Raw genomic sequence first — 20,465 nt, 5'->3', positions numbered from 1 at the left:
CGCCGCTTTCCTTGCCGGGAAGGCGGCGTTTCGTCGTTCAACCGTGCAGCATTGCCATGTTGCCGTTGCAACCCGAAGCCTGCACGCATAGCTGACTAGCGATGGAACTATCACCCACCATGCTGGCCTTGCTCGGGCTTCTGCTCGCTGCATGGACGGCGGCAGCGGCATGGATGATGATCCTCGGCGCAGGCCGTGCCCGCAAGGCCGAGGGCAGCCGCAAGGCGGCTCGGCGGATGGCGCGGATGATCGATGAAGCACCGGCGATCCCGCTGATAGTGCGCACCGATGGCAGGATCGAAGGTTCCGACCGGCTGGCAGGGTGGCTTGGGCTGCCAAGCCTGCCCCGCTACCTGTCCGAACTCGATGGGGGGGCGGGGGTTGGCCTCTCCGCCAGCCAGCTCTCCGAACTGACCGAACTGGTGAAGCGCGCTCAGAAGACGGCTGCACCGTTCCAGATGGCATTGACCGTCCCCGGTTCCGAACGCAGCCTCGCGATGAAGGGCGTCCTGGCCGATCCGCAGGTCTCGCCGGGCGGCGCGGCGCTGGTGTGGATTTTCGACTTCAGCGAGAGCGAGAGCGAACTGACCAAGCTGCGCGAGGACGCGGCGCGGGCGCGAGGGGACTTTGCAGCACTGGTCGGGCTGATCGAAGCCGCTCCGTTGCCGATGTGGTTCCGGGGGCCGGATGCCCAACTGCGGCTCGTCAACCAGGCCTATGTCGCGGCGGTCGGTGCGGCAAATTCCGAAGCGGCGGTGGCGGAACAGCTCGAGCTGGTCGAGCGGGTCGATGGGCTGACCGCAGCGCAGGTGGCAAAGCAGGCGGGCGATCAGGGGCTGCCGATCGAACGGATCGTCACCACCACCATCGGGGGCGAGCGGCGCTCGCTCAGGGTCAGCGACCTGCCGCTCGGCAAGGAAGGGGTTGCGGGGTACGCAGTCGATATCGAGGAAATGGAAGAGCTTGCCCGCGAATTCCGCGCCTTCCGCGACGCGCAGCGCTCGATGCTCGATCAGCTTTCGATCGGTGTCGCGCAGTTCGATGGCAAGCGAAAGATCGCATTTGCCAATCAGCCTTTCCGCCGCATCTTCAAACTCAATTCGGGCGTCGTGGCGCAGGGTCTGGCCTTCGAGCAGTTCCTGAGTGGTGCCCGGGATACCGGGCGAACCCCCGAGGTGCGCGATTTCCCGGCTTGGCGCAGCGAACATGCCGGTTGGTTTGCAAGCGGCGAATCGAAAGAAGAGGCGTGGCCGCTGTCAGATGGCACGCATTTGCGGATCGTCGGCCAGCCGATGCCCGATGGCGGACTGGTGCTGATCGCCGAAGACCGGACCGAGCAACTTGCCCTTTCTGCCACGCGGGACACGCTGCTGCGCACTCGCACGGCGACCTTCGACAGCCTGTTCGAGGCGCTCGCCGTGTTCGCACCCGACGGCCATCTCCAGCTGTGGAACCGCAGTTTCGCGGGCACCTGGGGGCTCGACCCGGAAATGCTCGATGCACATCCTTCAGCGGAGGAGTTGCTGGTCGCGATCGGGCCAAACCTTGCGGTGCCGAAGCAGGCTGAAGGCATCGGAGAGATCATTCGAGCTGCGACGCTAGATCGCCGCGAGAAGGGCGGGCGGGTCACGCTGGCCGACGGGCGGACGCTGGAGTTTGCCGGAATACCCTTGCCGGACGGCAACGGGCTGCTGACGGTGCTCGACGTTACCGCAAACGAGCAGGCCGAAGCTGCGCTGCGCGAGCGCGCGGTCGCACTGGAAGAAGCGGATGCGGTCAAGACCCGTTTCCTCGCCAACATGTCCTACGAGTTTCGCACCCCGCTGACGTCGATTGGCGGGTTTGCAGAGCTGCTTCAGGCCGGGGTCGCCGGCGATCTGGGCGAGCAGGGCCGCGAGTACGTCCAGGCGATCCTCGATTCGGTCGCCCGGCTGACCGAACAGGTCGAAAACGTGCTCGATCTGTCGCAGAGCGAGGCCGGGCTTTTGCCACTGACCAAGCAGGATATCGACCTGTTCACCTTCGCGACCGACATCGTTCGCGCGCGCGAGCAGGCGGTGACCGATGCAGGGCTCAGCCTCGACCTGCGCGGCAGCAAGGCCAGCGGGCGGGTGTTCGCCGATGCGCGTCAGCTCGGGCGGGCTCTGGGGCATCTGCTCGACAATGCGATCGCCGCAACACCGCGCGGGGGCAAGATCCTGGTCGACCTGTCGAAGAAGGATGGTGTCGGGCGGATCGTGGTGTCGGATTACGGGCGTGGGATGGACCAAGCCGAGCTGGCGCAGGCGACGGGCAAGCTTGCCCCGGGTGGCGGTAGCGATGAAAAGCGTCAGGGACTCGGCATTCCCTTGGCCCGCCAGCTGGTCGAGGCGCATGACGGCACGCTCGAGATCGTCTCGCGGCGTGGCGCAGGAACGACGGCCACGATCCTGCTGCCGTGAGGATCAACTTGCCCGACCTCGCGGCGATGGACGCATTGGGCGAAAGGATCGCCGCGCAGTTGCGTCCGGGCGATGTCGTCTCGCTGTCGGGCGGCCTGGGCGCGGGCAAGACGACGCTGGCCCGGGCAATCCTGACGGCGCTGGGTTATGCTGGCGAAGTACCATCGCCAACTTTCACCATCGTCGAAACCTACGACCCGCCTGCCGTGCGCTTGCCCGTGGTCCATGCCGACTTCTATCGGCTCGAGACGCCAGCCGAAGCGGGTGAGATCGGTCTCGACGACTACCGCGATGGCGCGGCATTGCTGGCAGAGTGGCCACAGAATGCCGGCGGCTTCGCGCATGAGCCAGGGTGCCTCGCCATCCGGCTTGAAGTTTCGGGTGCGGGACGGATTGCGATTGTCGAGCCGGGGTCGGATTGGCTAACGCGCTGGCGATGAGCGATTTGCCCGACGGCCTCGATTCCTTCCTGAACTCCGCCGGCTGGGGCGGGGCGGAGGTGCTCCCCATACCGGGGGATGCCTCGTTCCGGCGCTATTTCCGCGTCCATCGGGGCGGCAAACCCGCGATGCTGATGCACGCACCGCCGCCAGAGGAGGATCCTGCACCGTTCCTCCACGTGGCGCGCTGGCTGTCCGAAGCCGGACAGCGTGCGCCGGAAATCTACGCCGCCGCGCCGGACGATGGCTGGGTGCTGACCGAGGATTTCGGCGACGACCGGATGCGCGACTGGCTCGATGAAAACCCGGGCGGGGAGCGCGGAGCCTATTCGGCAGCGGTCGATGCGCTCGTGCGCCTGCACGGCCAGGCACCGGGGCCGTTCGATCGCTACGATATGGCAGTATACCAGCGCGAGGCCGGATTGCTGACCGAATGGTATTGCCCGCATATGGGGCTGGAGGTCGACGAGGCAGACTACTTCGCGGCATGGGACGAAGTCCTGCAACCGATGCTCGCGCGGCAGGAACCGGGCGTTACTGTGCTGCGCGATTACCATGCCGAAAATATCATGCTGCTTGCCCCCGCGAGCGACGGTAGCGGCGCGCAGGGTCTGATCGATTTTCAGGACGCGCTGGTCGGCCATCCGGCCTACGATCTCGTCAGTCTGCTCCAGGATGCCCGGCGCGATGTATCGGTCGAACTCGAGCGCGCGTTGCTCGAACGTTACCTCGCAGCGACCGGGGCGAGCGATGAATTCCTTGCCGACTACGCCCGGCTGGGCGCGCAACGGAACGCCAAGATCGTCGGGATATTCACTCGCCTCGCCCGGCGCGACGGCAAACAGCGCTATCTCGCGATGATCCCGCGTGTGTGGGAAGCGATGGAGCGCGATCTGAGGCATCCTGCGCTGGCGCCGGTCGCCGATTGGTTCGCGCGGAACATCCCACGGCATATCCGCGACAATCTCGGTGGCGAACTCCAGTGAGCGGACTCGCTTCGGATACCGCGATGGTGATGGCGGCGGGGCTGGGCAAGCGGATGCGGCCGCTCACGGCATCGCAGCCCAAGCCGCTGGTGCGGGTCGCGGGCAAACCGCTGATCGATCATGCGCTTGACCGGCTGGCGGAAGCGGGTGTCTCGCGGGCAGTGGTAAATGTCCACTACCTTGCCGATGCGCTGGAAGCGCATGTGCTTGACCGGGCGATGCCCCGGGTAGTGATTTCCGACGAGCGAGATGCTCTGCTCGAAACCGGCGGCGGGATGATCAAGGCGCAGGGCGAACTGCCAGATCCCTTCTTCTGCCTCAACTCGGACAATATCTGGCTCGACGGGCCGCGCGACGCATTCCATGATCTTTCGCGGCGCTGGAGCGCCGAAGAGATGGATGCGCTGCTGCTGCTCGTACCACATGCGCGCGCGGCGAATTTCGACGGCAAGGGCGATTTCCATATGGATCCGCTCGGGCGGCTCGCCCGCCGCCGCTCGGGCCGGATCGCTCCCTACATCTTCAGCGGAATTCAGCTCGTATCGCACCGCCTGCTGCGCGATGCGCCGGAGGGAGCATTTTCGACCAACATCCTGTGGGATCGCGCGATCGGGGAAGGTCGACTGTTCGGGACGGTCTTTGCCGGCCTGTGGTTCGAAGTCGGCACGCCCGAGGCCATCGGGCCCACCGAAGATGCGTTGAAGCGTGCCTGAGCGCGCGCACCCTAGCGTCTATTCCATCGCCGCGCACCGCGGGTTTGCCGATGCGCTGGTGGCCGGGCTGGTGCCGCGGTACTCAGATGCGGAACTCGGGCTCGCGCGGCTTACGTTGCTGCTTCCGTCCAGCCGAGCGATGCGCACGGTAAGCGAGGCATTCATCCGCCACTATGGTGCGCAAGGCAGGCAGGGATTGCTGCTGCCACGGATGGCGGTGGTCGGCGATCTCGATCTCGACGAAACGCTGGGGCCGCTGCTTGATCCCCTCGGAGCAGGGGAGATCGCACCGGCGATCGATCCGACCTATCGCTGGCTGAGGCTGGCGCAGATCATCGAGGCAGAGCAGGACAAGAAGCTGCCCGGCGCGGCGGTCATGCGGCTGGCCTACGACATGGCGCGGACCATGGACCGGTTGCTGATCGAGGACATCCGGCCCGAGGCGTTGGTCGAGCAGCGAGTGCTCGATGTTTTCGGCGACCTTTCGGGGCATTGGCAGGATTCTCTCCGGCTGTTCGCGCGCGTGCAGCAACTGTGGCTCGATGAACTTGGCGCAATGGCTAAGATCGATTCCGCGACCCGGCGCAACCGCCTGTTCGACATCGCGGCTCGACGATGGCGCGAGGAACCGCCCACGTACCCGGTTGTCGCCGCCGGGGTAACCAGCGCCTCGCCCGCGCTGGCGCGCCTGCTGCGGGTTGTCGCCAATCTGCCGAACGGGGCGGTGATCCTGCCCGATTTCGACCTTTCGATGGACCCGGCGGTATGGAACGAACTGGGCGGTGCGGGGGGCGAGCCGGGCACGCCGTTCGAAGCCGGAGACGCGGTCACCCATCCGCAGTATCACCTCAAGCTGCTGCTCAATCGCATGGGCATCGCGCGCGAGGAAGTCCAGCCGTGGCATCGCAAAGGTCTCGGGGCCGCTCCGCCCGAGCGCAGTCATGCGATATCGAATCTGTTCCTGCCGCCGGAAGCCAGCCAGAGCTGGGTCGATCTGGACGCCGACAAGCGTCGCCTGACCGGCGTGCGGATCATGGAAAGTGCCAATCCGGAAGAGGAAGCGCAGGCAATTGCGTTGCTGGTCAGACAGGCGCTGGAAGTGCCGGAGAGGCGGGTCGCGGTGGTCACCCCCGATCGCGGGCTGGCGCGGCGGGTGGTTCACCATCTCCGTCGCTGGAACATAGCGGCCGACGACTCCGCCGGGCAACCCTTGTCGCAGACGCCCTCGGGGCGCCTCTTGCTACTGCTGGCAGAGGTCATGGGCGAAGGGCTCGCACCAATACCGCTTATGGCGCTGCTGGCGCACCCACTGGTCCGCGCCGATGCAGGCCGGGGGCAATGGCTGGCGAATGTACGGGCGTTCGAGCGCGAGCTGCGCGGGCCGCGACCCGCACCGGGCAGCGCACCGCTGCGCGAAATAGCTGCCAAAGCTGCCGTAGTGGATTGGTGGGGCGAGGTCGAGGCAACCCTTGCGCCGCTTCTCGCCCTGCCGGAACGTCTCCGTCTGGCCGACGCAATCGACCTGCTGGCCGCGACTGGCGAAGCGCTTTGCGGCGCAGGCCTATGGTCGCGCGAGGACGGCCGGGCGCTGGCGGCTTTCCTCGAGCAACTGCGGGCACAGGCGCGCGAGACCGGCACGCAGCTCGCACCAGGCGACCTGCACCCCGTGCTGGCCGAGCGGATGGAGCAGCAGGCCGTCCGCCCGCCCTATGGCGGCCATCCGCGCGTGGCGATCTATGGTCTGCTCGAATCGCGCATGACCCGGGCGGAGCTCGTGATTTGCGCTGGGCTCAATGAAGGCAGTTGGCCCGGCACCCCGGCGGTCGACCCGATCCTTGCCCCGCGCGTGCTGCGGGCGCTCGGCGTACCGGGAGCAGACTTCCGCATCGGGCTTTCCGCGCATGATCTTGCCGGCGTGCTCGGCGCGCCAGAAGTGGTGCTGAGCCGCGCGGCGCGCAACATCTCCGGGCCGGCCATTCCGTCGCGCTTCCTGCTCCGGGTCAAGGCCCTGCTGGGCGAGGACCTGCTCCCCCGCTATCTCGAGACCCGAGCCGTCGAATGGGCACAGGCGATCGATTTTGCCGAGCGGGCAGGGGCTTACCCGCGACCAATGCCGATGCCTTCAGCAGAGCAGCGCCAGGTCGATATCGCGGTGACCGCGCTCGATCGGCTGCGCGGCGATCCTTACCAGTTCTATGCTCAGGCGATCCTCGGGCTGCGAACGCTCGATCCGCTCGACGCCGAGCCTTCGCCCGCGTGGCAGGGCACCGTCGTCCACGAGGTACTCGAGCGCTGGCACAAGCAGGGTGGTTCGCTGGTCGAGCAGGCACATCGGGTGCTTGCTGAGCACAACGCCCACCCGCTGATGCTGGGGCTGTGGCTGCCGCGCCTGCTCAAGGGCCTCGAATGGGTGGAGCAGCGCATCGTCGAGGAGCCGGAACGCGTGCCGGTCGCGGTCGAAAGGAAGGGGTCGATGCTGGTGGACGGAATCCGCATCAAGGGCCGCGCCGACCGGATCGACCGGCTGCCCGACGGCAGACTGGCGATCGTCGACTACAAGACCGGCAAGGCACCCACGGCCACGCAGGTCACGCAGGGCTTCTCGCTCCAGCTCGGCCTGATCGGGATGATCGCGGAGGATGGGGGGTTCGAAGGTGTGGCGGGCGAGGCTTTCCGGTTCGAATACTGGTCGTTGGCAAAGGACGGCGGGTCGTTCGGCAAGGTGTCGAGTCCGGTTAGGACGGATTTCAATCGTGCCGACACTCCGCCGGAGGAGTTCCTCCCGCTTACCGAGGACTTCCTCGCCGAAGCGATCGGGCAATTCATCAGGGGCGATCACCCTTTCACCGCCAGACTCAATCCGAACTACTCCGGCTACGATGACTACGACCAGCTCATGCGGCTCGACGAGTGGCAGGCGCGGGTCGATGCGGGGGACCCGGCGTGAGCGGCAAGGTCTTCCCCCTCCAGGGCGAACAGCGGGCTGCGGTCGAGCCGGAAGAATGTGTCTGGCTCTCTGCATCGGCCGGGACGGGCAAGACGCAGGTGCTCTCCGCCCGGGTTCTGCGGCTGCTCCTCCAGCCGGAAAACGCTCCGGCGCAGATCCTTTGCCTCACTTTCACCAAGTCCGGGGCGGCGGAGATGGCGGTGCGCGTCAATGAAGTGCTCGCCCGCTGGGTCCGGCTCGACGATACGCGGCTGGGCAAGGAGCTCGATCATCTCGGCGCGCGCAACACGCCCGAAACGCGCGCCCGCGCACGCACGCTGTTCGCCAGCGTCCTCGACAGCCCCGGCGGCGGCTTGCGGATCGATACGATCCACGCCTTCGCCCAGTGGCTGCTCTCTGCCTTTCCGCAAGAGGCCGATATCCAGCCCGGATCGCGCGCGATGGAGGATCGCGACCGCGACCTGCTTTCGCGGCAGGTGCTGGCCGATATGCTCGAAGACGCAGAGTGCGAAGGTGACCACGCGACCCGCGACGCGCTCGCACAGCTGAGCATCGACAAGGGCCCCGATGCGGTGCTCGGCTGGCTGATGAAGTGCGCCGCCGCGAACCATCTGTGGTGGGGCGACGGCTCGTGGCAGCCCCCGATGCGGTCGCGCATGTGCAAAGTTCTGGGGCTGGAATCCGATGCATCGGCGGAAGATGCGGCGCGCTTCTGCACCGACGAGGAATTCAATGTCGTGGCGCTGCGCCGCTGCCGGGACATCTTCGCCGACTGGTCCGCCGCCACCGGGCAGAAGGGCGCCGCGGTGATCGACGATTGGCTCGCTGCCGATCCGGGGGAACGGCTGGTATCGCTCGACTCCTTCTTCGGCACGATCATGACCAAGGGCGGAGAACCGCTGGCCAATGTCGCGAAACGCGACGCGAGCTATGCGGGCCAGCTGCAACTGGTGCTTGCATCGATCCAACGGGCACTCGATTTCAGGGCGCTGGTCGAGCTCGCCGACTGGCTCGCGCCGCTCCTGGAGGTCGGGCGCAAGTTTGCCCTGCGTTGGGATGAAGCCAAGGCGCGCGAGGGGTTCGTCGATTTCGACGACCAGATCCGCAAAGCCGCCGACTTGCTCACACGCAAGGACATGGCGGCGTGGATTCGCTTCAAGCTCGACCGGCAGTTCGATCATATCCTGATCGACGAGGCGCAGGACACCAATGCCGAGCAATGGCAGATCATCTTCGCGCTGATCGACGATTTTTTCAGCGGCGAGGGCGCACGCGGCGACAAGCTGCGCACGATCTTCACTGTCGGCGACTACAAGCAGGCGATCTTTCGCTTCCAGGGCACCAGCCCGGAAAATTTCGAAGCGGCGAAGGAGCGGGTCCGGCTGGCGATGGACGCGGCGGCGGACAACGCCGAGCGATTGCGCGCGAACCTCCCTGCGCGGCGGTTGCGCGAATACGGGCTGGACCGGTCGTTCCGTACTGCAAGCCCGGTCCTGGAGTTCGTCGACAGGGCGATCGGCTCGCTCGGTTGGCGCAGTCTCGGTCTGAAGCAGCAACCGACCGACCATATCGGCGAGGAGCGCCCCGGCCAGGTCACCCTGTGGAACTATGTCACCTCGGACGGCGAATCAGAAGAGGGCGAGGAGGCTGAGCAGGAAAATTGGCTCGCCCGGCACGACCGAGCGATGGCGGACAAGATCGCGCAGCAGGTGAAGCAGTGGATGGACGAGGGCTACCCGCTCGCCAAACCGGTGCCGGCTCGCAATGCGACGCCGGGCGATATCATGATCCTGGTGCGCAAGCGCAAGGAACTGGCGAGCCTGATTGTCGCGCGGCTCTATGCGGTGGGGGTGCCGGTTGCCGGGGTGGACCGGCTGCGGCTGGGCAATCCGCTCGCGGTCAAGGACCTGATGGCGGCGCTGCGCTTCGCCGCACAGCCGCTCGACGATCTCGCGCTCGCCAATCTGCTCGTCTCGCCGCTGATCGGGTGGAGCCAGCAGGACCTGCTCGAATACGGCTATCGCGGCGACAAAATCCGCCTGTGGGACCATCTGCGCAATAGCGAAGCCCCGCGTGCTGCTGAAACGGCTGACCGACTACGCGATCTGTTGCGGCTGGCGGATTACGAACCGGTGCAGGCCCTGCTGCACTGGATCCTCGTCGGGCCATGGGGCGGCCGCCGCAAGCTGGTCGAACGGCTGGGGAACGAGGCCAACGATCCGATCGACGAACTGCTCAACGCAGCCCAAGCCTATGCCGCGGCGCACACCGCCAGCCTGCAAGGCTTCATCCAGTGGTTCGATGCCGGAGATGGGGAACTGAAGCGCGAGGCGGGGCAGGCCTCCGACCTCGTGCGGGTGATGACGGTCCATGGCGCGAAGGGCTTGCAAGCCCCGATCGTGATCCTCGCCGATGCGGCGGGCAAACCGGGTGACCGGCCCGAGTTCGGGCTGGTCGAACAGCCGATCGGCGGGGGCGAGCGCCGGATTCCACTGCCGGGTCTGAGCAAGGAACGCGTGGTCGGCCCGCTGGCCGAAGCGCGCGATGCGGCGGCGGCGGCAGAGCTGGAGGAGCACTGGCGGCTGCTCTATGTTGCAATGACCCGCGCGGAAGAGGCGCTGTTCATCGGCGGCTCGCTCGGCCCGAGGGAGGCAGGCAAAGGTCCGCATGAAGACAGCTGGTTCGCGCGGCTCCTGCCGGTGTTCGGCGGCGAGGCGCTGGCGGACGAGCGCTGGGGTGCACGCTGGGAGTGGGGCGAGCGCCCATCACCGTTGGTAAAAAAGCCAGATAAGATTACCCGCGAAAGGTCCGTCGAACCATTGCCGGCGTGGGCGCGCATACCTATCGGCCCCGAACCGCGCCCGCCGCGCCCGCTCGCGCCCTCGGGAACAGGCGAGGACCGCTCCCCCGATCCGCCGCTGCCGCCCGAGGCGCTGGCGAGTGCTGCGCGGCGCGGGGTGCTGATCCATGCCCTGCTCGAACGGCTCCCGATGGTCGACGAACAGAACCGGCAGGCGCGCGCCACATCCTGGCTCGAAAAGCAGGCTCCGGAATTGTCGGACCAGGATCGTAACGAACTGCTCGACTCCGCCTTGGCGGTGATCGAACTCCCGGAATTTGCGGCGCTGTTCGGCCCCGATGCGCTGGCGGAAGTACCGCTTGCCGCCACGGTAGACGGGCAAGTGATTGCCGGAACCGCCGACCGCCTGCTGGTAACCGCAGACGAGGTCAGAGTGGTCGATTTCAAGACCGCCCGTCGCCCGCCGTTATCGCTCGAAGACATCCCGCAATCCACGGTCCGGCAGATGGCGGCCTATGTCGCCGCGCTGGAAGCGATTTATCCCGGCAGGCCGGTGCGAGCGGCGGTTCTCTACACTCAGACGCCGGAGTTGTTCGCGCTTCCGGCGGCGCTGATCGAATCTGCCAAGGCGCGATTGTCCACAGGCGAGGAAAGCTTTGCCCGGCCAGACGTTGAGTAAGCGCCGCGCCACATTAGATTGATCGCAACAATTGACAGGAGATTTCCCATGGCGACGATCAATGTCACCGATGCCAGCTTCCGTTCCGACGTGCTCGATTCAGACAAGCCAGTGCTGGTGGATTTCTGGGCCGACTGGTGCGGCCCGTGCAAGATGATTGCCCCGGCGCTGGAGGAAATCAGCGAGGAACTGGCGGGCCAAGTGACCATCGCCAAGATGGACATCATGGAGAACCCCGGCGTGCCGGGCGAGATCGGGGTGCGCAATATCCCCTTCATGGTGCTGTTCAAGGACGGCAAGCCGGTCGCGCAAAAGCTTGGCGCGGCACCCAAAAACCAGCTCAAAGGCTGGCTCGAAAGCGAGCTCTAGGCCAACTTCTCCATCCGCGCCGCCAGCTCGTGCCACAGCGCGGGGGAGGCGGCACCGATGAGGCCGGGGCGCTGCCATTCGTCGACCCGATAGGGTGAGCCGTCCGGCCGCGCCGCCAGCCCGCCCGCCTCGTTGAGCCACAGGACGCCTGCGGCATGGTCCCACGGCAGGGTGCGCTCGAACAGCGAGACATCGTTCACCCCCAACGCGAGGCGCGGATACTGTTCTGCAGCGCAGCGGGGAATATCGACCAGGGTGTAATGCGGGGCGATGTGCTCCTGAACCTTCTCCCGTCGACCGTCCTGCATGAACAGGGTCGAGATACCCGCAACCGGTGGCGTCTCGCCGGTGGTACGCACCGTCACCCGCTCGCTGTCGATGAAGGCACCTCCGCCCAGTCTTGTATGGCAGAAGCGATCCTGCAGCGGATCGTAGATCCAGCCCGCCTGCGTCACCCCGCCGTCTGCCAGTGCGATAAGGATGCCGAACGGCGGATTGCCGCCGGCGAAATTTCCGGTTCCGTCAATCGGGTCGATGATCCAGCAGCGTTGCGACAAGCCATCGTAAAGCGAAGGGTCGCCCTCGCACGCCTCTTCGCCGACGACGGCAAGGCCGGGTTCGAGCCTCTCAACACCCTCGGTCAGCATCGCTTCGGCTTCGCGATCGGCGATCGTGACCAGCTCGTTCTTGCCCTTGTCGGCGATCTCGCTCGCTTCGAGGTTGCGATAGCGCGGCAGGATGACCTCGCGCGATACGCGCACCAGCAGTTCGCGCATGGCGGTGTCGAGCGGGCTCACGAGCGGTAATCCGCGTTGATCGAAATGTAGCCGTGGGTCAGGTCGCAGGTCCATACGGTTGCACGGCCCTCGCCTATACCGAGATCGACCGCGATTTCGATTTCGCTGGCCTTGAGGTGCGCGGCGACCGGGGCTTCGTCATAGCCTTCCACCGGGACGCCATTGCGTGCAGTCCAGGTGCCGCCGAATGCGATCGACAACCGGTCGCGGTCTGCCGGCTCGCCCGCCTTGCCGACCGCCATGACGACGCGGCCCCAGTTGGCATCCCCGCCCGCGATCGCGGTCTTGACCAGCGGCGAATTGGCGATCGACATGGCGACGCGGTGAGCGCTCTCGTCCGACACCGCGCCCGAGACCGAGATGGCGATGAACTTCGACGCTCCTTCACCGTCGCGCACCACCAGATGGGCGAGCTGGCGGCAGACATCGTGAAGGGCGGCGGCGAAGGCATCGGCACCATCGCTGTCGAAGCTGGCGAGGGGCGGATTGCCTGCCTTGCCGGTGGCGAAGGCGAGCACCGTGTCGCTGGTCGAGGTGTCGCTATCCACCGTAATGCAGGAGAAAGTCCGCCGGTTGGCATCGGACAGCACCTGCTGAAGGAATGCCGGCTCGACCGCCGCATCGGTGAAGATATAGCCGAGCATCGTCGCCATGTCGGGCGCGATCATCCCGCTGCCCTTTACGATCGCGGCAATTGCGACCCGGGTGCCGCCGACGATGGCAGATGCAGTCGCGCCCTTGGGGAATGTGTCGGTGGTGCCGATGGTGTTGGCCGCATCCGCCCAGCTTGCCGGGGAGGCATCGAGCACGGCGGCGACACCTGCGCGCGCCCTGTCCTTCGGCAGCGGCACACCGATCACCCCGGTCGAGGAGACGAACACTTCCTCGCGCGTGCAGCCGAGATGATCCGCGACCTGCGCCATGATCTGCTCCACCGCCTCGCGCCCGCGATAGCCGGTGAAGGCGTTGGAATTGCCCGCATTGACCACCAGCGCGCGGGCCTTTCCAGCCTTGACCTGTTCGCGCCCCAGCTCGACTTCGCTCGACGGGCAGGCGCTGCGGGTGAACACCCCGGCGACCGCGGTCCCCTCCGCCAGTTCGGCATAGGTCAGGTCGGCGCGATCCCAGCGCTTGTAGCCTGCACGCGCGATGCGCAGCGTCACACCCTCGATAGCAGGCATCGCGGGGAAGGGCAGGGCAAGCGGGGAAGGGGCGAGATCCATGCGGCCTCGTAGGATTGCGGCAACGCCGCTGCAAGCTTGCTTTGCCGCGCGGCAATCGGCTAGCTGGGGCGATTGGAGGGTCGCCCATGATTTCGCTTGTCGTTTCGCTGCTTGCCGCCGCGCAGCCGGTCCCCGGTGTCACGCTCGCGCCATCCCCGCCGCAGCGCATCGAGGCTCTCAGGCCGTCGCCGCAATCGGAAACCTTTCGGCCTAACCAGGTGGTCGAGCCGGAGAACAAACCCTCCGCCTGGGTCTGGCTCGACCGCGCGGTCGACGAGGCGACCCGGAAGGAGTTGACCGGGCCGACGCGGGTTCGCCTCGCGGTCAACAAATGGGGCCGGGTTGCCGACTGTGTGGTCACGGGCAGCAGCGGTCTGAAATCCTTCGACGACGAAGCTTGCGCGTCTCTTGCAGAGAGGGCGATTTTCATCCCGGCGACCAACGCCAGAGCAGAACCGATCGCTTCGACATGGGACCATGCAGTCGAGTGGCGCCCGGTATCGGACAGGGCGGTGCCGCCACCGGTCATGATCGCCACGAGCTCAGGTCCGGTAACGGCAGTCCTGCCGCGCGGACCGAGTGCGCAGGATGGATTTTACCGCGACCCTACGCTGAACGATTTCCCGTCCGAGGCACGCGAAGCGCGGCTGGAAGGGGTAACGACTATCACGGTCACAAGCGATCCCGAGGGCGGGATGGCCGATTGCTCGGTGACGGTGAGTTCCGGGCATGAACCTCTCGACATTGCCAGCTGCCAATACGTCGGAGCACTCGCGCCGTTCACACCGGCGCGCGACCTGGAGAACAATCCGACCACCGGCCGCTTCGTCCGCAGGGTCAGCTGGAAGCTGCCAAACACGACGACCACCGTTGCGCCGCCCGCAGCTACCTACAGCCCGGGCCCGATGTCGCTGCCGCTGGTCGGTAACGGCAAGTCCGGTTTCGAAGTGGTTGCCGACAAGGATGGCAAGGTCGTGAGCTGCACTGTCATCGAGGAAGGCAGAATCCCCGCCGGAGCAATGGTTGGCGCGGATTTCTGCAAAAATGCCGAATTGCGCGGCGTGCAGAAGGCGATGGCGCCGAACGGCGAATTTGTCGCGCGGAGGACCAAGGTGGTTTTTTCGATGGAGGAAGAGCTGGGGGTCGATGAATGATTGTGTCGGTACTTGCCCTGACCATGATCCTCGTCGATCCTCCAGAGGCACCGGAGAGCCAGCCGGCCCCTCCCGACGCGCCGTCGATCCGGGTCGCGCCGGTTCCTGCTCCTCCCCGACCGATCGCCTACGATCCGCCGCCCCCTTCGGTGCCCGACAGCCGGATGGCCATGCCGCGCAACAATCCGGGCGGCTGGATCATCTCCGCCGACTACCCGAAGATTGCGATGCTGTTGGACGAGGAAGGCAACACCGATTTCCGCCTGACGATCAGCAAGGAAGGCCGCGTTTCCGGATGCCGGATCACCCGGAGCAGCGGCTTTTCACGGCTGGACGAACTGACCTGCCGCTGGATTACGCGCCGCGCACGCTTCGATCCTGCGCAGCGGCGCGGCGAGCCGGTCGAAGGCAGCTATTCCGGCAGGGTGCGCTGGCTGGTCGATTCTGGCGGGATGCTGCGGGCGAGCCAATTCGGCTGGAAACGCTCCAAGGCCGCAGTCGAAGAAAAGGCTCGCGGCGTGGTGAAGTTCGAGATTACGGTCGAACCCTACGGCAAGGTCAGCAGCTGCAAGATCCTGCGCAGCTCTGGCTTCGCCAGCCTCGACAAGGAAACCTGCGCCCAATTGCGCAAACTGGGCGATCAAGGCACCGGCGGGGGATCGGCGGTCAGCTTGCGCCCACGAACCGTAGTCAACGAGATCGCGTGGTAGAGAGCCAAACCGCGAGAGTGGACTTGCCGCCCCATAACCCCTATATCTCCGCCACCATGCTGCGTCGTCTTCTCGCCTGCCTTGCGCTGATCACCGGCCTTGCTGCCGTGGGCGCGCCGCTGAGCGTATCGGCGGCGGAGGCAATGAGCCAGCAGGTTTCGAACGGTTCCTGCGTCAGTGAACAGGGGCGCGAGCAGCGCTGCGATTGCGCGGAAAAGCGCACCAATCAGCCTTTCAGCAGGAAGAAGTCGAGCACCGGGTGCAAGCCGCGCAAGCCGGTGCTGGTCAATATTCCGCCGCTCTATCTCGGGCCGGACCGCGCGCTCGAATAGCGCGCAACAGCTGACATTATCCGAATTCCGATTCGTCCGGCGCACGTCTGTGTGCGCGGCGAATGCCCCATAAAATCCGCATCTCGAAAGCCCTTCCATGCTCAAGGCAATCAGCAAGTCCATTTTCGGCTCGGCCAACGACCGTTACGTCAAGACGCTCGGCAAGATCGTCAACCAGATCAATGCGCTCGAACCGCAGATCCAGGCACTGACCGACGACGAACTGAAGGCGCAGACCGACAAGTTCCGGGCGATGCTCGCCGAGGGGAAGACGCTCGACGATATCCTGCCCGAAGCCTTCGCCACCGTGCGCGAGGCATCAGTCCGCGTGCTCGGCATGCGGCACTTCGATGTGCAGATGATCGGGGGCATCGTGCTCCACCGCGGCGAGATCGCGGAAATGCGCACGGGCGAGGGCAAGACGCTGGTCGCGACGCTGGCGACCTATCTCAATGCGATCGAGGGCAAGGGCGTCCACGTCGTCACCGTCAATGACTATCTCGCCAGGCGCGACGCCGAGTGGATGGGGCAGCTGCACGGCTTCCTCGGGCTCTCCATCGGGGTGATCGTGCCCAACCTGAGCGAGTTCGAGCGGCGTGAGGCCTACAACGCCGATATCACCTACTCGACCAATAACGAGCTCGGTTTCGACTACCTGCGCGACAACATGAAGCACTCGCGCGAGCAGATGGTGCAGCGCCCGTTCAATTACGCGATCGTCGATGAGGTGGACTCGATCCTGATCGACGAAGCGCGCACCCCGCTGATCATTTCCGGCCCGACCGAGGACAAGTCCGATCTCTATGTCGCGCTCGACCAGATCGTGAAGCAGGTGCCGGAAGAATGGTACGAGAAGGACGAGAAGTCGAAGAACATCTCGTGGACCGAAGACGGCAACGAATCGATCGAGCAGATGCTCGCCGATGCCGGGCTGCTGCAGACCGACAACCTTTACGATGTCGAGAACACGATGGTGGTTCATCACCTGGACCAGGCGCTCAAGGCGAACATCATGTTCAAGCGCGACACCGACTACATCGTGAAAGACGAAAAGGTCGTCATCATCGACGAGTTTACCGGCCGCATGATGGACGGCCGCCGCTGGTCGAACGGCCTGCACCAGGCGGTCGAGGCGAAGGAAGGGGTCAAGATCGAGCCCGAGAACCAGACCATGGCCTCGATCACCTTCCAGAACTACTTCCGCATGTATCCCAAACTCTCCGGCATGACCGGCACCGCCGCGACTGAAGCGGGCGAGTTCTGGGACATCTACAAGATGAACGTCGTCACCATCCCCACCAACGTGCCGGTGCAGCGGATCGACGAGGAAGACGAGTTCTACAAGAACACGCTCGACAAGTTCGGCGCGATCGCCAAGTCGATTGCCGAGAAAAGCAAGATCGGCCAGCCGGTGCTGGTCGGCACGGTATCGATCGAGAAATCCGAGCTGCTGAGCCAGTTCCTCGACAAGGAAGGCGTGAAGCACGAGGTGCTCAACGCACGCTTCCACGAACAGGAAGCGCGGATCGTGGCGCAGGCGGGCCGTCTCGGTGCGGTGACCATCGCCACCAACATGGCGGGCCGCGGGACCGACATCCAGCTCGGCGGCAATATCGAGTTCCGCATCGAGGACGAGCTTGCCGATGTGCCCGAAGGCCCCAAGCGCGATCTGGAAATCGACCGGATCAAGGCCGAGGTGATGGCCGAGCGGCAGAAAGTGAAGGAAGCGGGCGGGCTGTTCGTGCTCGGCACCGAACGGCACGAAAGCCGCCGGATCGACAACCAGCTGCGCGGCCGTTCGGGCCGCCAGGGCGACCCCGGCCTCAGCCGCTTCTACCTGTGCCTCGAAGACGACCTGCTGCGCATCTTCGGGCCGGACACGCTGTTTGCCAAGATGATGAATTCGAACCTCGCCGATGGCGAGGCGATCGGCAGCAAGTGGCTGTCGAAAGCGATCGAGACCGCTCAGAAGAAGGTCGAAGCGCGCAATTACGACCAGCGCAAGCAGGTTGTGCAATACGACGACGTGATGAACGACCAGCGCAAGGTCATCTACGAGCAGCGCGCCGAGATCATGGACAGCGAGGCGGTCGACGACGTGGTGGTCAACATGCGCCACGATGCGATCGAGGCGATCGTCGCAGAGCATTGCCCGCCCGGATCCTACCCCGAACAGTGGAATATCGCCGGGCTGCGCGAAAAGGTGCGCGACACGCTCGGCCTGGAACCGCCGTTCGAGGCGTGGCTGGAGGAAGACCAGGTCGAACCCGAAATGATCGAGGAACGCCTGCGCGCTTCGGCCGACGAGATCATGGACCGGAAAATGGCAGGCGCCGATCCGGCGATCTGGCGCCGGGTCGAAAAGAGCATCCTGCTCGAACGGCTCGACCACTACTGGAAGGAACACCTCGCGACGCTCGACGCACTTCGTCAGGCCGTGTTCCTGCGCGCCTATGCGCAGAAGCAGCCGATCAACGAATACAAGCAGGAAGCCTTCTCGCTGTTCGAGAGCATGCTCGAGACGTTGCGCGAGAATGTGACCTCGATCCTGGTGAAGAGCGAGCTGCGCATCGCCGAACCGCCGCCCCCGCCAAGCCTGCCCGATCTGCCCGATTTCCTCACCGGCCACATCGACCCGCTGACCGGGCTCGACAATTCGAACGACGGCGACGGCTCAGAAAGCCGCGCGGCGCTGTTCGGTGCGCTGGCAGGCAGTCCCCAAGCAGCCGCCGGGCCGGGCGGGCATTTCCCGGACGATCCCTACAAGGACATGGAAGTGAGCCGCAACGCTCCGTGCCCCTGCGGTTCGGGCAACAAGTACAAGCACTGCCACGGCGCGATGGGGTGAGGGTGCGCGGGGCTGGTGGCCGCCCAAGGTTGACGGGGCAGGGCATGTCGCGCATCTATATGCCATGACCTTGGCAGGCTTTCCCCGGATATCGGTAGACCCGCAAGTTTGCGGTGGTCGTGCTGTGGTAACCGGGACCCGCGTGCGTGTCAGTGACGTGCTCGAGATGATGGCTGGCGGTGCCACTCCGGCGAACATCGTCGCCGACTTCGCCTATCTGACCGAAGAGGACATCCGCGCGGTGCTGGCCTACGCTGCGGCTCAGGCCGATCATATGGTCGTGCTCGCCGCCTGATGAAATTCCTGGTGGATGCACAATTGCCTCCCGCCTTGTGCAGTTGGCTGCGCGAGCGGGGTCATGATGCAATTCACGTTTTTGAATGCGGGCTGATCGCCGCGAGCGACGAAGACATCGCATCTCGGGCCGGTGAGACCGGGTCGGTGCTCGTCAGCAAAGATGAGGATTTCGTGACTCTGCGGCTGCCCGACCGGTTCGCCTTCCTATGGCTCCGATGTGGCAATGCGACCAATGCGGCGCTTGTTGCATGGCTCATGCCACGGTGGGAACGGATCGAGTCGGCATTGAATTCGGGCGAGCGGTTCGTGGAAGTTCGCTGAATTTCGCAACGCACTTTTTTGCTGTCAGTCGCGGCGCAAAGCATTTTCCTACACGCGAGCGGTGGGATAGGCTGGTGCCGTTCTTTCTCTTCGTCGATCTGCGAAAGCACACGCTCGGAAATTTCCGTTGGCCACGCGCGTATTCGCGTTCGGGGCGGGAGGGGCGTCGACCTTGCCAACTTTCGCGTGCTGGTCCCCAGGCGCGGAAGATGCACTAGCGTCAGCTTCGACCAACTCGGCGGTGTGACAGCGAGGCTCTTCGAAACACCATGTAAACATATGAAAGCGCTTAGAAACAGATCGTACGGCGAGGTGCGCAAAAGCGGGCTCCCGTGTCAACACCTGCGCGACAAAACGCGCTGCATCGAGACGATCATGTGCCGATTTCAGAGCAAGAAGAAAATGGCTCCCCGAGTTGGATTCGAACCAACGACCAAGTGATTAACAGTCACCTACTCTACCGCTGAGCTATCGGGGAGCAGCCTTCCAAGCGGTATGGAGGAAGGCGAGAGCGCGCCTATATGGGCGGCAATTCGGCTTTGCAACCCCGTTTTGCGTTGCGCCGCCGGGGTCAGGTGGCGAATTGTTCGGCGACGATGCGCTCATCGAGCGAATGGCCCGGATCGAACAGCAGCGTCAGTTCGGAATCGCGTGCGATCTCGATGCTGACTTCAGCAATGTCGCGCACTTCCTTCTGGTCGGCGACGGCCGCAACCGGGCGTTTGTCGGGCTCGTTTACAGTGATCCTGATGCTGGCGCGGTCGGGCAGGATCGCTCCGCTCCAGCGGCGAGGGCGGAAGGCGCTGATCGGGGTCAGCGCGAGCAGCTGCGAATCGAGCGGCAGGATCGGGCCATTGGCGGACAGATTGTAGGCGGTCGATCCGGCGGGGGTCGCTACCAGTACACCATCGGCCACCAGTTCCTTGATCCGGACCTTGTCGTCGACCGACACTTCCAGCTTTGCCGTCTGGCGCTTCTCGCGCAGCAGCGAGACTTCGTTGATCGCGCATTCGACGTGCCGCTGGCCGTCCTGCGTCACCGCTTCCATCCGCAGGGGCGATATGCCGATCGAACGCGAGCGGTTGACCTTGTCGAGGATCCTCGCCCCGTGCCGGTACTTGTTCATCAGGAAACCCACGGTGCCGCGATTGACCCCGTAACAGGGCAGGATCTGCCCCCGGTCGAGCATGGCGTGGAGCACAGACAGCATGAATCCGTCGCCGCCGAGCGCGACAACCGCGTCGGCCTCTGCGATCGGCACCCAGTCGTGCTCGCCTTGCAGCTCGCGCGCGGTCTCGATCGCCTTGGCGGTGTCGGATATCTCCAGCGCCAGTTTGCGGAAGCCGTGATTGCTGCCCATCGTCCCCTCGGGTCCCCGTGATCGGGGCGCGGGCGGACCCTATGGTCG

General features: G+C 65.3%; 16 protein-coding genes and 1 tRNA gene. 13 read left to right on the top strand and 4 right to left on the bottom strand.

The genetic code is table 11. The features are described 5' to 3' along the window. Positions 1–101 precede the first annotated feature (101 nt). From NSO95_RS08895 to trxA, 7 genes are read left to right on the top strand one after another with little or no spacing between them, the layout of a single operon-like run. Positions 102–2,441 carry a PAS domain-containing sensor histidine kinase gene (locus tag NSO95_RS08895; RefSeq protein WP_257595843.1) on the top strand — a complete coding sequence of 780 codons (2,340 nt, stop codon included), beginning with the start codon at positions 102–104 and terminating at the stop codon, positions 2,439–2,441. Further along, positions 2,438–2,881: a tRNA (adenosine(37)-N6)-threonylcarbamoyltransferase complex ATPase subunit type 1 TsaE gene (gene tsaE / locus NSO95_RS08890; protein WP_257595842.1), complete on the top strand. Its 444-nt coding sequence runs from the start codon at positions 2,438–2,440 to the stop codon at positions 2,879–2,881. Before NSO95_RS08895 ends, tsaE begins: the two co-directional genes overlap by 4 nt. Further along, a complete protein-coding gene (locus NSO95_RS08885; RefSeq protein WP_257595839.1) occupies positions 2,878–3,867 on the top strand; it encodes an aminoglycoside phosphotransferase family protein in 990 nt (329 codons plus the stop codon). Before tsaE ends, NSO95_RS08885 begins: the two co-directional genes overlap by 4 nt. Further along, positions 3,864–4,580 carry a nucleotidyltransferase family protein gene (locus tag NSO95_RS08880; protein ID WP_257595838.1) on the top strand — a complete coding sequence of 239 codons (717 nt, stop codon included), beginning with the start codon at positions 3,864–3,866 and terminating at the stop codon, positions 4,578–4,580. Before NSO95_RS08885 ends, NSO95_RS08880 begins: the two co-directional genes overlap by 4 nt. Then, the gene (locus tag NSO95_RS08875) at positions 4,573–7,527 is read left to right on the top strand and encodes a PD-(D/E)XK nuclease family protein (protein ID WP_257595837.1); all 2,955 of its coding nucleotides are present in this window, start codon (positions 4,573–4,575) and stop codon (positions 7,525–7,527) included. Before NSO95_RS08880 ends, NSO95_RS08875 begins: the two co-directional genes overlap by 8 nt. Next, a complete protein-coding gene (gene addA / locus NSO95_RS08870; RefSeq protein ID WP_257595835.1) occupies positions 7,524–11,006 on the top strand; it encodes a double-strand break repair helicase AddA in 3,483 nt (1,160 codons plus the stop codon). Before NSO95_RS08875 ends, addA begins: the two co-directional genes overlap by 4 nt. Before the next feature lie 48 nt (positions 11,007–11,054). After that, the gene (gene trxA / locus NSO95_RS08865) at positions 11,055–11,375 is read left to right on the top strand and encodes a thioredoxin (RefSeq protein WP_257595834.1); all 321 of its coding nucleotides are present in this window, start codon (positions 11,055–11,057) and stop codon (positions 11,373–11,375) included. On the opposite strand, the gene NSO95_RS08860 is transcribed toward trxA, so the two are convergent. Together NSO95_RS08860 and argJ are read right to left on the bottom strand one after the other, a co-directional pair. After that, entirely contained in the window at positions 11,372–12,151 is a 780-nt protein-coding gene (locus tag NSO95_RS08860; RefSeq protein ID WP_257595916.1) for an inositol monophosphatase family protein, read from the bottom strand. The genes trxA and NSO95_RS08860 overlap by 4 nt on opposite strands. Positions 12,152–12,168: 17 nt before the next feature. Further along, on the bottom strand, positions 12,169–13,395 hold the full coding sequence (gene argJ, locus NSO95_RS08855; RefSeq protein WP_257595833.1) for a bifunctional glutamate N-acetyltransferase/amino-acid acetyltransferase ArgJ: 1,227 nt from the start codon (positions 13,393–13,395) through the stop codon (positions 12,169–12,171). An 86-nt stretch (positions 13,396–13,481) separates the two neighbouring features. Here argJ and NSO95_RS08850 point away from each other — a divergent pair, with 86 nt between their 5' ends. The 6 genes from NSO95_RS08850 (at position 13,482) to NSO95_RS08825 (ending at position 19,057) form a co-directional block, all read left to right on the top strand. Then, on the top strand, positions 13,482–14,549 hold the full coding sequence (locus NSO95_RS08850) for an energy transducer TonB (RefSeq protein WP_257595832.1): 1,068 nt from the start codon (positions 13,482–13,484) through the stop codon (positions 14,547–14,549). After that, the gene (locus NSO95_RS08845; protein ID WP_257595831.1) at positions 14,546–15,259 is read left to right on the top strand and encodes an energy transducer TonB; all 714 of its coding nucleotides are present in this window, start codon (positions 14,546–14,548) and stop codon (positions 15,257–15,259) included. Before NSO95_RS08850 ends, NSO95_RS08845 begins: the two co-directional genes overlap by 4 nt. Before the next feature lie 56 nt (positions 15,260–15,315). Continuing rightward, positions 15,316–15,591, top strand: coding sequence for a hypothetical protein (locus NSO95_RS08840; RefSeq protein ID WP_257595829.1), 276 nt, complete (start codon positions 15,316–15,318; stop codon positions 15,589–15,591). A 97-nt stretch (positions 15,592–15,688) separates the two neighbouring features. Further along, positions 15,689–18,439, top strand: coding sequence for a preprotein translocase subunit SecA (gene secA, locus NSO95_RS08835; RefSeq protein WP_257595828.1), 2,751 nt, complete (start codon positions 15,689–15,691; stop codon positions 18,437–18,439). Positions 18,440–18,503: 64 nt separating this feature from the next. Then, a complete protein-coding gene (locus NSO95_RS08830) occupies positions 18,504–18,734 on the top strand; it encodes a DUF433 domain-containing protein (protein ID WP_257595827.1) in 231 nt (76 codons plus the stop codon). After that, positions 18,734–19,057 carry a DUF5615 family PIN-like protein gene (locus NSO95_RS08825; protein WP_257595826.1) on the top strand — a complete coding sequence of 108 codons (324 nt, stop codon included), beginning with the start codon at positions 18,734–18,736 and terminating at the stop codon, positions 19,055–19,057. The genes NSO95_RS08830 and NSO95_RS08825 overlap by 1 nt, the downstream gene beginning before the upstream one ends. A gap of 403 nt (positions 19,058–19,460) precedes the next feature. Here NSO95_RS08825 and NSO95_RS08820 read toward each other — a convergent pair. Beyond that, positions 19,461–19,535, bottom strand: a tRNA-Asn gene (locus NSO95_RS08820). Positions 19,536–19,628: 93 nt separating this feature from the next. Further along, entirely contained in the window at positions 19,629–20,417 is a 789-nt protein-coding gene (locus tag NSO95_RS08815) for an NAD kinase (RefSeq protein ID WP_257595825.1), read from the bottom strand. Between the last annotated feature and the right edge of the window lie 48 nt (positions 20,418–20,465).

Source organism: Parerythrobacter lacustris (assembly GCF_024626475.1).
GTDB lineage: Bacteria > Pseudomonadota > Alphaproteobacteria > Sphingomonadales > Sphingomonadaceae > Parerythrobacter_A > Parerythrobacter_A lacustris.
The sequence above is the reverse complement of the archived record's forward strand: the minus strand, read 5'-3'. Positions and strand labels throughout refer to the sequence as shown.

What these genes read in the sequence shown, in the direction of transcription:
- secA (WP_257595828.1), top strand. Translation starts at nt 15,689, where the DNA reads ATGCTCAAGGCAATCAGCAAGTCCATTTTCGGCTCGGCCAACGACCGT.
- NSO95_RS08885 (WP_257595839.1), top strand. Translation starts at nt 2,878, where the DNA reads ATGAGCGATTTGCCCGACGGCCTCGATTCCTTCCTGAACTCCGCCGGC.
- NSO95_RS08840 (WP_257595829.1), top strand. Translation starts at nt 15,316, where the DNA reads ATGCTGCGTCGTCTTCTCGCCTGCCTTGCGCTGATCACCGGCCTTGCT.
- NSO95_RS08830 (WP_257595827.1), top strand. Translation starts at nt 18,504, where the DNA reads ATGACCTTGGCAGGCTTTCCCCGGATATCGGTAGACCCGCAAGTTTGC.
- argJ (WP_257595833.1), bottom strand. Translation starts at nt 13,395, where the DNA reads ATGGATCTCGCCCCTTCCCCGCTTGCCCTGCCCTTCCCCGCGATGCCT.
- trxA (WP_257595834.1), top strand. Translation starts at nt 11,055, where the DNA reads ATGGCGACGATCAATGTCACCGATGCCAGCTTCCGTTCCGACGTGCTC.
- NSO95_RS08860 (WP_257595916.1), bottom strand. Translation starts at nt 12,151, where the DNA reads ATGCGCGAACTGCTGGTGCGCGTATCGCGCGAGGTCATCCTGCCGCGC.
- NSO95_RS08825 (WP_257595826.1), top strand. Translation starts at nt 18,734, where the DNA reads ATGAAATTCCTGGTGGATGCACAATTGCCTCCCGCCTTGTGCAGTTGG.
- NSO95_RS08845 (WP_257595831.1), top strand. Translation starts at nt 14,546, where the DNA reads ATGATTGTGTCGGTACTTGCCCTGACCATGATCCTCGTCGATCCTCCA.
- NSO95_RS08895 (WP_257595843.1), top strand. Translation starts at nt 102, where the DNA reads ATGGAACTATCACCCACCATGCTGGCCTTGCTCGGGCTTCTGCTCGCT.
- NSO95_RS08815 (WP_257595825.1), bottom strand. Translation starts at nt 20,417, where the DNA reads ATGGGCAGCAATCACGGCTTCCGCAAACTGGCGCTGGAGATATCCGAC.
- NSO95_RS08850 (WP_257595832.1), top strand. Translation starts at nt 13,482, where the DNA reads ATGATTTCGCTTGTCGTTTCGCTGCTTGCCGCCGCGCAGCCGGTCCCC.